Origin of the sequence: Akkermansia sp. RCC_12PD (assembly GCF_036417355.1) — a bacterium.
Taxonomy (GTDB): Bacteria; Verrucomicrobiota; Verrucomicrobiia; order Verrucomicrobiales; family Akkermansiaceae; genus Akkermansia.
In genome coordinates this window covers 3,106,576-3,121,358 of sequence record NZ_CP143889.1, presented here as the reverse complement: position 1 = coordinate 3,121,358, position 14,783 = coordinate 3,106,576, and the positions used below count along the sequence as shown (strand labels likewise).

Annotated in this window: 20 protein-coding genes; 15 read left to right on the top strand and 5 right to left on the bottom strand. The window is 47.9% G+C overall.

The window, feature by feature from the left end; translation table 11 throughout:
- Together V3C20_RS13265 and V3C20_RS13490 are read right to left on the bottom strand one after the other, a co-directional pair.
- Positions 1–639: a hypothetical protein gene (locus V3C20_RS13265; protein ID WP_130084753.1), complete on the bottom strand. Its 639-nt coding sequence runs from the start codon at positions 637–639 to the stop codon at positions 1–3.
- 133 nt (positions 640–772) lie between these two features.
- On the bottom strand, positions 773–907 hold the full coding sequence (locus V3C20_RS13490) for a YHYH domain-containing protein (protein WP_130084754.1): 135 nt from the start codon (positions 905–907) through the stop codon (positions 773–775).
- A 274-nt stretch (positions 908–1,181) separates the two neighbouring features.
- Here V3C20_RS13490 and V3C20_RS13260 point away from each other — a divergent pair, with 274 nt between their 5' ends.
- Entirely contained in the window at positions 1,182–1,871 is a 690-nt protein-coding gene (locus V3C20_RS13260) for a hypothetical protein (RefSeq protein WP_130084755.1), read from the top strand.
- A 212-nt stretch (positions 1,872–2,083) separates the two neighbouring features.
- Here V3C20_RS13260 and V3C20_RS13255 read toward each other — a convergent pair whose 3' ends face one another.
- On the bottom strand, positions 2,084–3,961 hold the full coding sequence (locus V3C20_RS13255; RefSeq protein WP_161981247.1) for a thermonuclease family protein: 1,878 nt from the start codon (positions 3,959–3,961) through the stop codon (positions 2,084–2,086).
- Positions 3,962–4,105: 144 nt separating this feature from the next.
- The gene (locus V3C20_RS13250; protein WP_130084757.1) at positions 4,106–4,918 is read right to left on the bottom strand and encodes a S24 family peptidase; all 813 of its coding nucleotides are present in this window, start codon (positions 4,916–4,918) and stop codon (positions 4,106–4,108) included.
- A 129-nt stretch (positions 4,919–5,047) separates the two neighbouring features.
- On the opposite strand from V3C20_RS13250, the gene V3C20_RS13245 reads away from it, so the two are divergent.
- From V3C20_RS13245 to V3C20_RS13200, 10 genes are all read left to right on the top strand, one after another.
- Positions 5,048–5,254, top strand: coding sequence for a hypothetical protein (locus tag V3C20_RS13245; RefSeq protein ID WP_130084758.1), 207 nt, complete (start codon positions 5,048–5,050; stop codon positions 5,252–5,254).
- Positions 5,251–6,153, top strand: a complete 903-nt coding sequence (locus V3C20_RS13240; protein ID WP_149874422.1) for a phage regulatory protein/antirepressor Ant — start codon at positions 5,251–5,253, stop codon at positions 6,151–6,153. The genes V3C20_RS13245 and V3C20_RS13240 overlap by 4 nt, the downstream gene beginning before the upstream one ends.
- Before the next feature lie 2 nt (positions 6,154–6,155).
- A complete protein-coding gene (locus tag V3C20_RS13235; protein WP_149873395.1) occupies positions 6,156–6,350 on the top strand; it encodes a hypothetical protein in 195 nt (64 codons plus the stop codon).
- Positions 6,351–6,419: 69 nt separating this feature from the next.
- On the top strand, positions 6,420–6,638 hold the full coding sequence (locus V3C20_RS13230) for a hypothetical protein (RefSeq protein ID WP_149873724.1): 219 nt from the start codon (positions 6,420–6,422) through the stop codon (positions 6,636–6,638).
- Positions 6,635–6,838 (top strand): hypothetical protein, encoded by a 204-nt coding sequence (locus V3C20_RS13225; RefSeq protein ID WP_130084759.1) that lies wholly within the window; start codon positions 6,635–6,637, stop codon positions 6,836–6,838. Before V3C20_RS13230 ends, V3C20_RS13225 begins: the two co-directional genes overlap by 4 nt.
- 12 nt (positions 6,839–6,850) lie before the next feature.
- Complete coding sequence (locus tag V3C20_RS13220) at positions 6,851–7,288, top strand: hypothetical protein (protein ID WP_130084760.1); 438 nt, start codon at positions 6,851–6,853, stop codon at positions 7,286–7,288.
- 80 nt (positions 7,289–7,368) lie between these two features.
- Positions 7,369–8,469: a hypothetical protein gene (locus V3C20_RS13215; RefSeq protein ID WP_130084761.1), complete on the top strand. Its 1,101-nt coding sequence runs from the start codon at positions 7,369–7,371 to the stop codon at positions 8,467–8,469.
- A gap of 28 nt (positions 8,470–8,497) precedes the next feature.
- Positions 8,498–9,436, top strand: a complete 939-nt coding sequence (locus tag V3C20_RS13210) for a PD-(D/E)XK nuclease-like domain-containing protein (RefSeq protein WP_130084762.1) — start codon at positions 8,498–8,500, stop codon at positions 9,434–9,436.
- Entirely contained in the window at positions 9,433–9,822 is a 390-nt protein-coding gene (locus V3C20_RS13205) for a hypothetical protein (protein WP_130084763.1), read from the top strand. Before V3C20_RS13210 ends, V3C20_RS13205 begins: the two co-directional genes overlap by 4 nt.
- Entirely contained in the window at positions 9,819–10,238 is a 420-nt protein-coding gene (locus V3C20_RS13200) for an ASCH domain-containing protein (RefSeq protein ID WP_130084764.1), read from the top strand. The genes V3C20_RS13205 and V3C20_RS13200 overlap by 4 nt, the downstream gene beginning before the upstream one ends.
- Before the next feature lie 246 nt (positions 10,239–10,484).
- Here the strand turns inward: V3C20_RS13200 and V3C20_RS13195 are convergent, their stop codons facing one another.
- Positions 10,485–10,811: a hypothetical protein gene (locus tag V3C20_RS13195; RefSeq protein WP_130084765.1), complete on the bottom strand. Its 327-nt coding sequence runs from the start codon at positions 10,809–10,811 to the stop codon at positions 10,485–10,487.
- Positions 10,812–10,910: 99 nt separating this feature from the next.
- On the opposite strand from V3C20_RS13195, the gene V3C20_RS13190 reads away from it, so the two are divergent.
- From V3C20_RS13190 to V3C20_RS13175, 4 genes are read left to right on the top strand one after another with little or no spacing between them, the layout of a single operon-like run.
- Positions 10,911–12,434, top strand: a complete 1,524-nt coding sequence (locus V3C20_RS13190; protein ID WP_130084766.1) for a DNA cytosine methyltransferase — start codon at positions 10,911–10,913, stop codon at positions 12,432–12,434.
- Positions 12,431–12,901, top strand: coding sequence for a class I SAM-dependent methyltransferase (locus V3C20_RS13185; protein WP_130084767.1), 471 nt, complete (start codon positions 12,431–12,433; stop codon positions 12,899–12,901). Before V3C20_RS13190 ends, V3C20_RS13185 begins: the two co-directional genes overlap by 4 nt.
- Positions 12,902–12,913: 12 nt before the next feature.
- Positions 12,914–13,438 (top strand): hypothetical protein, encoded by a 525-nt coding sequence (locus V3C20_RS13180; protein WP_130084768.1) that lies wholly within the window; start codon positions 12,914–12,916, stop codon positions 13,436–13,438.
- 14 nt (positions 13,439–13,452) lie between these two features.
- Positions 13,453–14,490 (top strand): hypothetical protein, encoded by a 1,038-nt coding sequence (locus tag V3C20_RS13175; protein ID WP_130084769.1) that lies wholly within the window; start codon positions 13,453–13,455, stop codon positions 14,488–14,490.
- Positions 14,491–14,783: the final 293 nt, after the last annotated feature.

Here is a 14,783-nt window from a genome sequence, read left to right as displayed (position 1 = left end):
TTAAAAATCACCTAAGTAAGAAACAGAGCGATTTAAATAGTTCTGGCAATATGAATGTCTCGGATTATATGAATAGTCTAAACTAGGGCCTTTTGCTTGTGAAAACATTTGATCAAATTTAATGATCCTTTCTTTGGCGCCATCAGGATCATTAGTATGTACCCATGCAATTCTTTTTTCGGAGTCTTTTTCCTGTCGATAAGCTCTAGAATCCATTACCCAAAAATGGTCACCATAATTCTTTTTTCTGTCCAAAAATCTAATATTTGATAAAGGTATGTATTTTAAAAACTCCCTGTTTTCTCCAGAAATATTTCGTTCAGTTATAATCTGAATATTAATTTTATCTTTTACCTTTTTCAACATTTTAATAACACTTGGACTATCATATACTTCACCAGCAAGCTGGTTACAATATATTCTAATATTCTCTTTAGCGTGTTTTAAAAATAATTCTAACAAAACACTTGTATGATCAGGATCTGGATTTGGAATTCTCATATCCTGATCAGAAAAATACAAACCAATCTGAACATCCGCATCATATTTATAAGCAGCCGATACCCTCTTTTTCGTTAAAATAAATTTTCTAAAAAAAGAGGAACAAATAGTTGTTTTTTTCTCAGTAATCGCATCCATATTAAAACTGTTCTTCCGTAAAAATCCTTTAATCTCTATTCAAATAGAAAGTTTTAATGCACAAATCGTTATTTAAATGACAGTATATGACGCCTAAAACTTGGTTCACATCAGTTATTTCATATAACTAAATTTACCTGTGTCGATGATAAGTCCCGGATTTATGATCCCAATGAACGCCTTGGGAATCCAGACGCCCCGGATGGGCTTGCGCAGGAACGGCAACAAGAGCCGCGAAAAAGACCAGCAGCAAATGAATCTTAGACATGCACACAGTTATAGCTACATTCTCAATGAAATCAACCACTTATTACACGTTATACTGCAATATAATAATATATTATAGTATATAATAATCTATAAATAAATTATTTGCAAAACTATCCAACAAATAGAATGAACTCTAAAAAAAATACTCGCCAAGGGAGCAGAAAAAGTGTAGCTTCCCTGCCGCTTTTTCAATTAGTTTTTCTCTTTGTGCTTCTATGGTTCATCGCACCACAAGCTTGCCAGGATATTTTTGATAGCCTATTCTCTCCGCCATGGACACCTTCCTCTTCCCCACCCTGTTCTGCCTGGTCATCTGCGCCGTGTTTGTCTGGCTGGCCGTCAAGCGCATGCGAGCCGGCAAACCGCACCGTGTGTTCTTATGGCTGGCCCGGTTCTTCGGCGTGATGGTTGTGATGGGGGTATATGAAGCTTTCAGAAGAGAGGGAATCCAGCTGGGTGGGTTGATTGTGTGGGGAGCAGGGATTGGCGCATGGATTCTGGTTCCATGGATAATCAGGGAGTTGAGTAGGAGGAAAAATAGAGAGCAGGATTCTGAGCAAAGACCACCTGTAGAACAAAAGAAAGAAAAATATTCTACTGCAATTAAACCTATAAGATGGCTACAAGTTGCTATTATCTTGATCGGTTGTGGATTGTACGTATTTACAAGTGAGTGTTTGATTGATCAATACTCATCTTCCATCATTCATAAGCATGGAGGTGCAACATTTGTTTTAGCTTGGTTTGTATTCCTTGCTCTCATTATCCCATTTATCAAAAATATCCTTAATAAAGGAATAAGATTTTATAAAGAAGAAAGTCCTGAAAAATCCTTATCCTGTCTTTTGATTGTTTTATTGCTGTTAATATCATGGTTTACTATACTTAATTATATGACATGCCTTTTTTCCTATGGATTTACTTTTTTTGAACTACTTAAAGTATATTTAATATATTTATGAATATATAAATACCCATGCTCTCTCCTGATTTTTTTTCAATGACCCGAAGGCTAAGGAGCAAAGCATTCTATCATTCCATTTTCTTCCTCACCCATTCATCAATATCCACCACTTTCTCAGGCTTCAGGAGGACGGAATTCATGGACAGAGATGGTACTTTCCATTTTAAAGCTTCCATACTTCCAGTTTACCACTTCGATAATTCTATATTATCATTCCTTGTACAAGGAATGTAATTTTTTTAATACTTGTTCTGCCCTTTGATGCTTTGTTGTAACATTTTTTTCTCCATATATATTTGAGCTATAGTAACGCTCATCCCTAAATAGACATATATAAATAATTAATTCTTCTATTTTAATCACCATATTTTTATTAAAATCAATATTCTTAAAACAATATTTATTAAAATCAAAAATATTTTTGTAATAGGCGGGATTATTAATAAAATCATCAATATTAAAACATATAAATAATTTATTTTCTTTTTCAAAATTATAAAAATAAATATCTTTCATTCTAACAGAAGAAGATACGATAATCAAAAATAACATTCCAACTCCAAAATGTATCTTTAAGAACATTGACGGCGTTTTTTCTCCTTTAAAAATGGAGATAATTATTATTGATGATATTATGAAAGAAATAATTATCAGCTTATTTTTTATAAATCTCTTATTTTCTATTTTTTTTACAAATCGTGTCACATAATCCTTATGTCGTGCGATAATCTCTCTCAAAAATTGAGAGCAATTTTCTTCTCCCATATAACATTTTATCTTATCTCTTTTGGAAAACAAATTTACCAACAAACATAGATAGATAAAAAACAATGCTATTATACTGACAATTTCTTTTGCTCCACTCCAGAACGAACCTTGAAACATAAAACCAATTTTATCTCGTACAAAATTTGGTGTTTTTGATTTACATGCAGAAAACCGATTGTAATTCTTACGTTCGTAGTATTCTTTTTTTGGGTAACTATCTTTATATGCTGATGAATACAATTCTGAATGCAATTTGTCTTTTTTAATATTTCCTGTATATGAAGTTCGTAAACCGGTAGATGAATTATGATTATCGTTTTTCGATGTAGGAAAGTTAATGGTATAATTGTGATCTTTATCTCTCAAATACTCATTATTCTCTAAATTATCACAATAATTTTTAGCACTAAAAAGTTGCCTATTTATTTTATCTGGAGAAAACTGACTTTCACACGGATTGATTGCGTTAGGCATGTATTTCTTTAAAATAACATCAGTTTCCTCTCTTTCTAACTTATTACGTTTTTTAGAAGAAATCATTCGTTGTTCATAATTATCATCATAAACTATCGTTTCTCCAGGAATAGGTTCAGCTTCTGGAATAAAATCCTGTTGGTGCACAAAATTCCCGTCTGATATGGGTTCGGCATAAGGTATAAAAGAAGACATGTCATTCTCCTTTTTTATGGCAGATGCAGGAGTCTTGGAGCCACCGCATATTTTACAATTAGGCCCTGTAGGAGTCTTTTCAAAATATCCATCGCTATTTTGATACCACCGACATGATGAATTATGGACTCTCCCACTTGATAGAGTTACCCAATATCTAATTTCTGCATTCTGTTTTGTTGCCGTAGGTTGTTGCTTAATTCGTCGAAACTCCCATGGTGGCATCGCATTTTCATGTGACCATATTCCTATCTTATTGACTCGAGCTTGCTTTTCAGCTTCTTGAATATCCGTTGCTTGCTTTGCGTATTGTCGGTACCACCATGCAAGGCCTTTCTTAACCATCTCCAAGTTGATATAAATTTTATCTTGGTATATCTTACCGACTTTCCGCTCATACCTATCCTTATCTTCAATTTCCACCCTAACATTCTTGAGATAAATCATATCGGACAAGGCTTGCTTAGCACGTCGTCCGAAATCTTGTTTCGATTCAGGAGCATCAATTCCCCAAAGGCGGATTTTGTGCTGCGTTTTGGCGTCATCAAGAATTGTAACCGTATCACCGTCAGCAACCGTTATAACTTTTCCTGTAAGAGTCGAAGCAATAACGGAAAAGGTTGTTAGGAAATAAAGAAGAAGAACGCGCACAACGCTAGAGTACTCATGTATCCATCTCTATCAAACAAAAAAGCCCCCTGGCCCGAAGGCCAAGGGGCGAAGCATTCTAACGTAAAGGCGTATAATATACCACAAAAGATACAAATTGCAACACGTTTATCATTATTTCGGTATTTACACCTTTTCCCATTTCTCGAGGGTTTCTACATACACACCGGAGATTTTGCCCCCGTCCATTGGTTCAATATCCCCGAATTTTGGATTGAGGGGATGCAGGACGTAGTCCATCTTCCCAGTTTCCGGATTCTTTTTCCGGGCCAGCTTTTTAAGTGTTACTCCTCGTTCATCGTAGTATTCCACGATTGTTCCCACTTTGGGAACCGGTGGGATGGTGTGCTTACGCATAATGACAAGGGCCCCGTCTGGGATAATGGGTTCCATAGATTTTCCTTCTACACGCAGGACATATTCATCCTTGCCGAGAGGGCGGTTTGCGGTGATGTGATAAGGAATGGTGTCACCAGCTTGCAATCCGCCAGCAGCGATATTGCCGATCACGGACAGATTGTACCTTTCGTTGCTGGTTGACACTATAGAAGGGAATGTTTCCACCGGGACAAACTGCTTGCGGGCTGCTTCTTTTTCTTTGGCTGCGTTTTGAAGCGCTATATCTGCGAACTCTTTGAGTGCGTTACGGAACGCACTATTGATGAACTCCATGAATGTTTGCTGGGTGGAGGTCATGGCCGCACTTATCACCTCCCATTCTTCATCTGTAAAATCAAGTTCTACCTCGGGAAGGATGGGAGAGACCTTTTCTGCCATGAGACGCTGAATGATCAAAATAACTTTTGAAGGAACGGGGCGAGCTGAACTTAACCAGTTATCGAGCGTCCTTTTACCGACTCCGCATTGTTCCGCGACCCATTCACGAGATTTGCCGGAGGCTTTAATCCATTTTTTTATATCCTCTTTTGTTGGCGTCATGCGTTGATATTACAACATTTTGATGACATGTCAACGCGTGATGTAAAAGATTTGTCATCTAACGGTGTAAATAGTTCTTGCAAAATGTCAACAGATGGTGCAATTTGAATTCATCAAACGCAACTCACCATGTACTCAATCATCAAACTAGATAAAATGGAGGACGGCATCAAGAATTGCCTGCTGGCCTACGCCGAGCAGGGAGTTCGCCCCAAAGAAGTGATCAAGTCCCTTCTTATCCAAGAAGCCCGGCGGCTGGGATTTGTGCTGACTCCTTCCAGCAAGATTCCGCAGCCCCGGAAGAGTAACCCCGAACCCAGGAAGCCGGCGGCATGAACGAAAGCGCAACGCTCCACCATTTATATATGAACACTCAAAATCACATCACCGCCCCGTCTTCCCTGGGGCTCTCCGTCCGTGAAGGCAAGGTCGTCGTCTCCAGCCGGGACGTGGCCGACAAGTTCGGAAAGCTTCACAAGGATATTCTCAAAGCCGTCAAAAACCTTGATTGCTCAACGAGTTTCACTGAGCGCAATTTTGCGCCCAGTGAATATACAGACTCCACGGGACGAAAACTTCCCGAAGTTCTGATGACTCGCGACGGCTTCACCTTCCTTGCCATGGGATTCACCGGCGCGAAGGCAGCCCAATTCAAGGAAGCCTACATTGCCGAGTTCAACCGGATGGAAGCTGAATTGAATAGCAAGATGAATCCTGAACAGCTTTTACAGAATCCCGACTTTCTTATTCAAACACTCACGACCCTTAAAGAAGAAAGGCAAAAGAGAAAAGCTCTTGAAGTCAACGCAGAGAAGAATGCTCCTTACGTGATTTATGGAAAGTCCGTAGAGGTTGCAGAAGGTAGCAAACTGGTGAGGACTTATGCAAAATTACTTACCCAGGCAGGAATGATTATCGGAGAAAGACGGCTTTTCGCTCTTCTCCGAGAGCTTGGTATCCTTGGCAAAACCGGCAAGGGTAACAACGAACCTAATCAGCACTGCATTGAGATGGGATATTTCCGGGTTTCTATCACAACTTTTACCAGAACAAACGGCGTCAAGGAATCAAGCGTAACGCCCTATCTTACACCCAAGGGCAGAATTTGGCTCACCAATAAGTTCTACAAGCTGTGGAATACGACTCCCGAAGTCTTTACGCCTTTTGTCGGGAAAGGGTCCTGCCTCCGCCCGGATATGAAGGACTATATAGCCTATGCAGACGTGGAGGATTAGATATGCCAACTATCGAATACGACGAAGAAGTGGGCCTTATCTGGGCAGACGACCGCTGGATGACTTTGGACCAGGCGGGTGAGTATGCCGCCACGTTGCGGGAACAACTCACTGATTTGGATGATGCCATGTTTGAAATGGGCCGTTCCCCACATGCAAAGAGCTGCGGGCCCAACCCTGACGGACACCATGACTGACCTGGAACCCGAACTGATTGATGTGCTCAAGCTGCTTGGCTGGCACGAGCTTTAACCCAATGAAACACTATGACCTACCCTGAATCAGAATATTTAAGCTGCATAACATTGGCCAGAATGTACGACTCCAGCCGCGACGAAATCAAGGAGACGGTGATCGAGCTAAAAGCCAAGGGGCATGTAATCGACACGTTGAACTGGGGTAAGCAAGGGAAGCTGAAGGTGCACGGCAAGCAGTTCCGAAGAGCGCTCCTGCGGGAATACGGAAACGGAGGAATGAGCAAATGAAGACGTTGCTGGAAATGTTGGCAGCCGCAGCCAGTGGCCTGTTTATGGCATTGTCGTTCTGGCTGGCCGTGGAGATAGACAACGCCGAGCTCCAGGCGGGCAAGTCTCCGCATTCCGGGTTTACTCCCGACTGCCCGAAAGCTTTTGACGGTTTTGAAAAACCGTCCCGCCCTCACGGTATGAGGAACAATAACCAATAGAAAACCAATACAATGGACAATACCGAAGAAAAGAATGAGCAGCCCTGCACGCCGGACGAAGCCTGCTGCTGCGATACTGCTGCATCCACAAAGGAAGAAATCAACGCCGCGCTGGATAACCTTATTGATTTGATTAAGCGTTACGATGGGTGCGCTATTTTTTCCGCCTTCTTTGAAGACACGGAAGAAAGAAAAACTCGCCGTTTATTCGAAGCCTCCGATGCCGTTTTTCAGTCCGAGGGAATGAATACCAAAGTTTACGGATGGACTGGAGCCTGCGGCTATTTGCTCAAAGCAAACGAATGCTTTGAGGGCAATGTAAAAACTATGGGAGAAGGCGTCCGTTTGTTCCTTGAACAACAGCAAAAAGAGAAAATGAAAAGGGGGATGAATCCCATTGCGGCCATGCTCGGAATCGCCGGGTGCAGATGCGAGGAATGCGAAGACTGATTCAGTTGGCCGGGGCCAGCTCCAACTGGTCCCCGGCCTGTTACGAATGCAACCTACAAAATTACAATTAGTAACGAGTTATGAATACACCAAGTGAAGCCACGCGGCAAGAGAAAGTAATGGCTCCCTCCAAGTCCACCGAGCTTGCCGTCAGCCTGGACAATCTGGCCTTGGAAGCCCAACAGGCGTTGAGCTGTAAGGGCAGTTTTGAAAAGGCCATCAACATGGGCATTGCCATGAACCGGCTGCGCGACGCCCTGACGCCAGAAATCATGAAATCCATCATGAAGCTGAAAGGTTCCCAGCTCGGCTTCCGCACCGATGAATGCCAGCCGACACAATACAAGGAAGGCATTTCCTATGGTGTGGATGCGGTCAGGGAATGCCTGATTGTAGCCACCTGCATGGGGCTTTCTCCGGTGGGCAATCAATGGAACATCCTTGCCGGGCGCACGTATGTGACCAAGGAAGGCATGACCTACCTGCTGAAAAATCTGGATGGCCTGACCAATTTGAAGATGGTCTATCATCCCGCCGAAATCAAAGAGTCCTCCACTTCCGGCATCAGCAAGCAAGGTAAAGAGTACCAGAAGATTGAACGGGAAGGATTGGTGAGAGTAGATATGAGCTGGGAGTTCAAGGGTGTTCCGGATTCCGAGACTCTTGAGTTCTGTATTCGTGTGAATAACGGAATGAGCCAGGATGCCATCATTGGCAAGGCGGAACGCAAGGCCAAGGCATGGCTTTATTCCCACCTGACCGACACGATTATTTCCGATGGTGAGGTGGAAGACGGACGAGAAATGCGGAATGCTACTCCGGATTCCGGAACGCAGAAACCGAAGGCCGGCAATCCTCTCGCCGGGGCGGCAGTTCCTCCGCCAGTGGCGGCGGCTCCCAAGCAAGAAGAAAAGCCCATCGAGCCGGAAGTGGTTTCCTCTCCCCCTCCTGCTGCCGATTTGAAGCTGGAACCGGAAACGTCTGTGAGCGTGGCGGACCTGGAAAAGCTGCTGCAAGCCCATGGCGTGAGCATGCCTCAGGTGGTGAAGTTCTGTCAGAGCCAGCAGATTTACTACGTGCAGGGAGCCAGCCGGGAAGAGACGTTTCCTCCCAAGACGCTGGAATGGCTGGTAGCGAATTTCAACCAGGTGATTGCCTGGGTGGGAGCCTCCGGGAAGTAAGCGCACAAGATAGAAAGGACATTTAACCGTGAATGTTTTAGATTTATCGGGTTTTACAGCTTCCGGCGTGGCTTATGGCCGGGTGGATAACCCCCAGGCGTACCACGATTCCAAGAAGGGTATTCCTCATTGCGTTTCCAAGTCCATGCTGATGGATTTTGCCCGGAATCCCTATAAATGGAAGTACCGGCAGGATGAAGGAATTGAGAAGGTTTCCCTGGGGTTCCGGTTTGGCAGTTTGGTGGATTGTCTGGCCCTGACGCCGGAGCAGTTCCAGAACTCCTATCTGGTGGAGGAATGGCAACCGGGGGTGAACAAGAACGGCTCCGTGTCCAAGACAAAGCAGGACGACGGGCAAGCAGCTCGCTGGGCGGCGTTTGCCGACCGTGGGGGAGCCGTGTTGACGCCGGAAGAATACGCCGAAGCACAGAAGGCCGTGGGGATTTTCAATGACTATTTGAAGACGGAACACGGCTTGGTGCTGGGGGAATCGTTTGAATCCCAAGTGGCGATGTACAAAACGCTGCTCATTGAATATGCACCGGACAAGCCGCCGGTTCCGATCACGATCACGGGCATGATTGACATTCTGCCCCATGATATCGATTTGCCGATCATCGACATGAAGACGACCTCCACGCCCGTGGAAGATTCCGGCCTGATTGATAGAGACATGGCCCGCTACGGTTACGGCTGGCAGGCTGCCTTGTACTGCGATTTGTATGAGGCGATCTTTGGCATACGCCGTGATTTCATGTTCGAATTTATGGAGTCTGTGGCCCCTTACTGCATTTCCGAGGTCCGGATGGACCAGGAGGCCCTGGAGCATTACCGGGGGCAGTATATGGCCGCCCTGCGCCAGTTCGCCGAGTGCGTGGCGACGGGGATTTATCCGGGGGCCGTGGTTCTGCCGCGGTATTACCGCATCCCGCGTTGGGAACGCAAATTGGAAGGAGGTGCGGCATGATGACCACGCTGACCATTACCTTGCCTCACACGCCGCGCTGCCTGTCTCCTAACGCCAAGGTTCCCCTCACGCAGAGGGGGGCCATTGTGGCCAGCTACAAGAAGACGGCTGCCAAGAGCCGCGCCCGGAACATAGCCTGGGGCCGAACCTACGAAGCCCTGAATAGCCGCAGGATGGTCCCCACGCATTACCGGGTGATCTGGTATTACAAGGGACCGCGCCCGGATGCGGACAACTGCCTTGCCCGCTGCAAGGCGTACCTGGATGGAGCCTGTAAGGCCATGGGCATTGACGACCGGACGCTGGATTGTGCCGGGATTGACCGGGTTCACGACCTGGCAAAAGCCGGACAGGTGGAAATCGTGTTTGAAAGGAGGGAACAATGATTAACATCCTCTTATCCGTCAGGCAGCCTTTCTCCGGGCTTATCTTGGATGGTAAAAAAACTATTGAGCTTAGGAAAAATCATCCAAAAATCAGTACAAAAGATGATATAACTTTGTGGATTTACGAATCAGGTAAAGGCGGAGAACACGCAATAGTCGGGAAGTGCCGTTATTCAGGGTATGCAAGTGTTTCCGAGTTATTGGATTTCCGCGTTATTGAATGGGTTGTCTCGCAGGCGCGGGTTGAAAAAGATCATCTTATGAACTATGCCCCTTGTTATGGCTGGCTTGTGAGAAAGCCCGTGAGGCTGCCCGCCGCCGTGCCGCTCTCTGCCATCGGCATGACCCGTCCGCCGCAGTCCTGGCAGTACATCACTGACGAGCAAGCGGAGATGCTGGAAAGGAGAATGAAATGAGATTAACAATATCTGATCTGATTTCAATTCGTGAAGATTTGAAGGATGTTGAATCAACTATTGGAAGTTATTATGATTCCAGACTTAATAACGCAAAAAGCTATGTGTCAGATGCTTTAGATATTATAGATAGTTTAATTAAAGACTTTTACCGAGGAAATGATTAAGGCAATGAAAACCTGCATTGAATGCACCTATTGGAGTCAGTTTGATGGATGTTGCTGGTGCAGTCACAGCCTCAATTATTTAAATGATCGAGATGGAGATGCAAATGCCTGCGAAGATTTTAAAATCGAAGAAATAGAACAGGAGGCCGAAAATGAAGATGACGCCTGAACAGGAAGCTTCTTTTGAGTATGGATTTGAGAAAGGCCGGTTGAGGATGGCCATTGATACCATACGGCGCAGAGCGTGGGAGAGACATGGAGCCAGATATGGTGAAGTAGTGTTCCCCGTAAGAGAACTTGTTTGGAATGAGTTTAACATCAAAGGCATCATTGCATGCGTCCGGCAGAAGCGGGCCGCGTGCAGGGCGTGGGTGCCTTTAAAAGAGAGAAATTGCAACAACTGCATGCACCTTCATCGTGACACCAAATCTGGTTCCCCTTGTTATGATTGCCCAGGAATTGATGATGAAATACCTAGTAACTGGGAGCCGGGAAAGGAGGGAGAATGAAATACCTTTCCGTTTGCTCCGGCATTGAAGCCGCCTCCGTGGCGTGGGCATCCCTTGGATGGGACCCCGTGGCATTTTCAGAAATCGAACCCTTTCCGTCCGCCGTACTCGCCGAGCGGTTCCCGGACGTTCCCAACCTCGGCGATATGACCAAATACCATGAATGGAACATACCAGCAATTGACCTTATGGTCGGAGGAACCCCCTGCCAGGCATTCAGTGTCGCCGGAAAGCGAGGCTCCCTCGCCGACGACCGGGGAAACCTCTGCCTTACCTTCTGCCGCATGGCAGACCATTTCTCCCCTAAATGGGTGCTGTGGGAAAACGTCCCCGGAGTCTTATCTACGCCGGATAATGCGTTTGGATGCTTCCTGGGCGCTCTTTGCGGAGCTGACGCCCCCGTCATCCCTCCAGGGGGAGGGAGGAAGCACCCAAATAGCGGTGTGGTGTCCGGGCCAAAAAGAACCGTGGCATGGAGGGTGCTTGACGCCCAATGGCACCGAGTTCCCCAGCGACGAAAACGTGTGTTTGTCCTGGCTGTGGCAGGTGCTGGAAACTGGGCCAGTGCCGACGCGCTATTACCTGTCGGCGAACGCGTGCCGGGGAATCTTGAGGCGTGCCGCCAAGCGTGGAAAGAAGCTGCCGGAAATGCTGGAAGCCGCTTTGAAGGCTCGCATTGGGATGGAGGAAGAGTCCACCCTACCTTGTACGCCCACAAGTCAGGAGTCGGCATGAGCGACCAGGAGATTTTCAGGCAGCGGGGGGCTTATCTGGTGCCCGATGTGGCTCCCACCCTTGACGCCAGCTATGGCGACAAATGGACAGGCGATCAGTATTGTTTCCGTGATGGATTTTTTGTCTATGAAAATCACGCCCAGGATTCACGCGTCCGTGAAATGGGTGATGTCTGCTCCACGGTGTCGGCCAAGTACGGCACGGGGGGCGGAAATACGCCGATTGTGGTATTTACCCAAAACGACGCGGGACGGGACGCCGCTGTTGACGTTGCTCCGACATTGCGGAGCGGGCATGGCGGCGGAGCCGTCAATCAATGCGTTTGTCTCCCTGTGGACATACGCAACGCCATACGGCAGAGCGATAACGACGTGACCGGGAAAGGCTGGGGAGACGTGGGAGACCCCATGTACACCTTGACGGCCGGCGGGAAGATCCCCGACGTGTGTTATGGACTCTATGAAAACCAGAGGGCGGAAATGAGGCTCTACGATGGAGTACAGCCGACAGTCTCATGCGGAGGAGGAAAGGCCGGGCAAGGCAACAATATGATATTAGTATGCAACCCCGTTTACCACTTCGTCGTGCGCCGCCTGACGCCGCGGGAATGCGAGCGTTTGCAGGGCTTCCCGGATGACTGGACGCTGATACCGTGGCGGGGCAAACCTGCCGAGGATTGCCCGGACAGTCACCGCTATAAGGCCGTGGGAAACAGCATGGCCGTGCCCGTCATGTGGTATATCGGGCGCAGAATTCAAATCGTGGAAAGGAGGATGGCGGCATGAAAGCCGTGCTTGACGCCTGCTGCGGCTCCCGAATGTTCTGGTTTAACCGCCGCCATCCTGACGTGGTGTTCATGGACCAGAGGAATGAATCCCATACTCTTTGCGACGGGCGCACCCTGGAAATCAAGCCGGACGTCGTCGGAGACTTCCGGGAGATGCCCTTCAGCGACGGGACGTTCCGCCTTGTCGTGTTCGATCCTCCCCACCTGATTCATGCCGGGGAATCATCCTGGCTGGCCAAGAAGTACGGCAAGCTGGACCGGAAGACCTGGCGGGAGGATTTGAAAGCCGGGTTCAGGGAGTGCTTCCGGGTCCTGGAGCCGGGCGGCATTCTGGTGTTCAAGTGGTGTGAGGATCAGGTCAGCACGGCAGATGTGCTGAAGCTGGCCAGCCATGAGCCTTTGTTCGGACACCGCCGCGGGAAGACCGTCTTTCTTGTATTCATGAAATCTACAACCCCCAACTGACGCTTTTTTGATATGGCACATAAACCAACATCTTTAATTCCACGAACGCACCGGGAACTATGCGAGATAGCCGAGGGTTGGCTCATGGGCTCTCAACGTTGCCGGGTGGCGATCGCGGAACCGAACTGCATCGTCACAAACGAGCAGCCCGACGCTATAGGTTTCAAGGGATCGTATAGCATCCTCGTTGAGGCTAAAACCAGCCGGGCGGATTTTTTGGCAGACCTCAAAAAGCCGTTCCGCATCTATCCTCAAAAGGGTATGGGGTATTGCCGATACTACATCTGTGAGCCGGGGATCATCACAGAAGATGACCTGCCGGAACGGTGGGGATTACTGTATGTCCTCCCTGGCGGACGGGTTCGGATAGTTCGGTACAGCAGATATTTCCGTGAGGCAAACTACGCCGCTGAAAGGAGCCTTTTGACCGCATGTTTGTACATCCAGAAGCCGCTAAAAATCAATACTGTCCAAGGCAGGAAAATACAGCTCTCCCCTGTATTTGGCGCAGAAGCAAAAGAGAAAGAAGGGATATAGTATATATGGAATACATGAACGTACCAACAGCCTTGTTTTCCAGCCCTGAATTCATCGGGGCTGAACCAATCCAGCGCGCTACATGGATTGCCCTGCTGGCGTGGTGCTGCACCCAGGAAAACGGCGGCATCATCGAAGGCTGCCGGACCTGGGGCATGCGCCGCTGGATGCAAACCTGCGGTGTGATGGACAAGGAAGTCATGAACGGTGGGGAACTATACCACTTCGACGGCGACGACCTTGTTGTTTTTGGCTACCCCGGAGGCGTGCAAGAACTTCTTGAGCGAAAGCGAGTTATTGCGCGCGAAAATGGGAAGCTTGGCGGACGTCCCAAGAAAACCAATGTAGGAACCGACATTGAAACCGAAGAAAAACCTACGTCGGTTAATTCAGAAACCAACGTAGGAACCGAAATAGGAACCAATGTAGGGGCCAACGTCCAAAACCGGAAGAAAGAAAGAAAGGAAGAAAGGAATATAGGGGGAGAAACTACTACGGTGAACAATACACCGTGGGGAGAATCGGCCGCCGCTCCTGTTCTGCCTGCCCAGTCTTTCCCGGCTGGGGAACGACTGAACGACGTCCGGGGGATGCGTTGCGCCGACAATCACGCGGATCTGGGGGCTTCTCCCGGCGCTGCCAGATTCATGGCTGCATGCCTGGACATCAACCCGTCCTGGGCTCGGACATTGCCAACCGCCATTGAGCAGGCCGCTGCGATTGAGGCGTACCAGTCTGCACAGGGCCGGGTTACTCCGCGGGACATGGAGATGCTGCGGGCCTACTACGCCAGCCCCTTGGCTCGTGACCGGCACGACAAGGCTTTTTGGAGGCCGGACAGCCGCAAGAAGTTCTGGGAGTGCTTCGGGGACGTTTTGACGCATGCCGATAGGTGGGCCAAAGAGACGCGATGGAAGCCCGCAGCCGCTCGCAAGATGCCGAAGCCCGAACCGGAACCCCAGCAGCCGGAAGGGCCCGTCGTGGACACTGACACCGCCGCAGCGGAGATTCGAGCATTGAGAGAAGAAATGGGATTGGGAGGTGAAGTATGAGCGCAGAACACAAGAACCTACTACGGAACATCATCAATCGAAAGGTGAGTCCTTCCCAGTTGCTGATCCTGATGGAAATCCGGGACCATCCGGGCAGGATGTCACGGGAGATTGCCGCCAGATGCCATCTGGATCCAAGCAATGTGTCCCATCGGCTGGCTTATTTGGTTCAGACTGGCGACGTGACCAGGACCGGATCACGCCCCTGTGTGTTTTACATCAGCAGGCAGGGGCGTGATTTTTTGGAGAGTTTAGAGGATTCAAAGCCAGCAGGTTGAGGCAGCAGGCAAAAA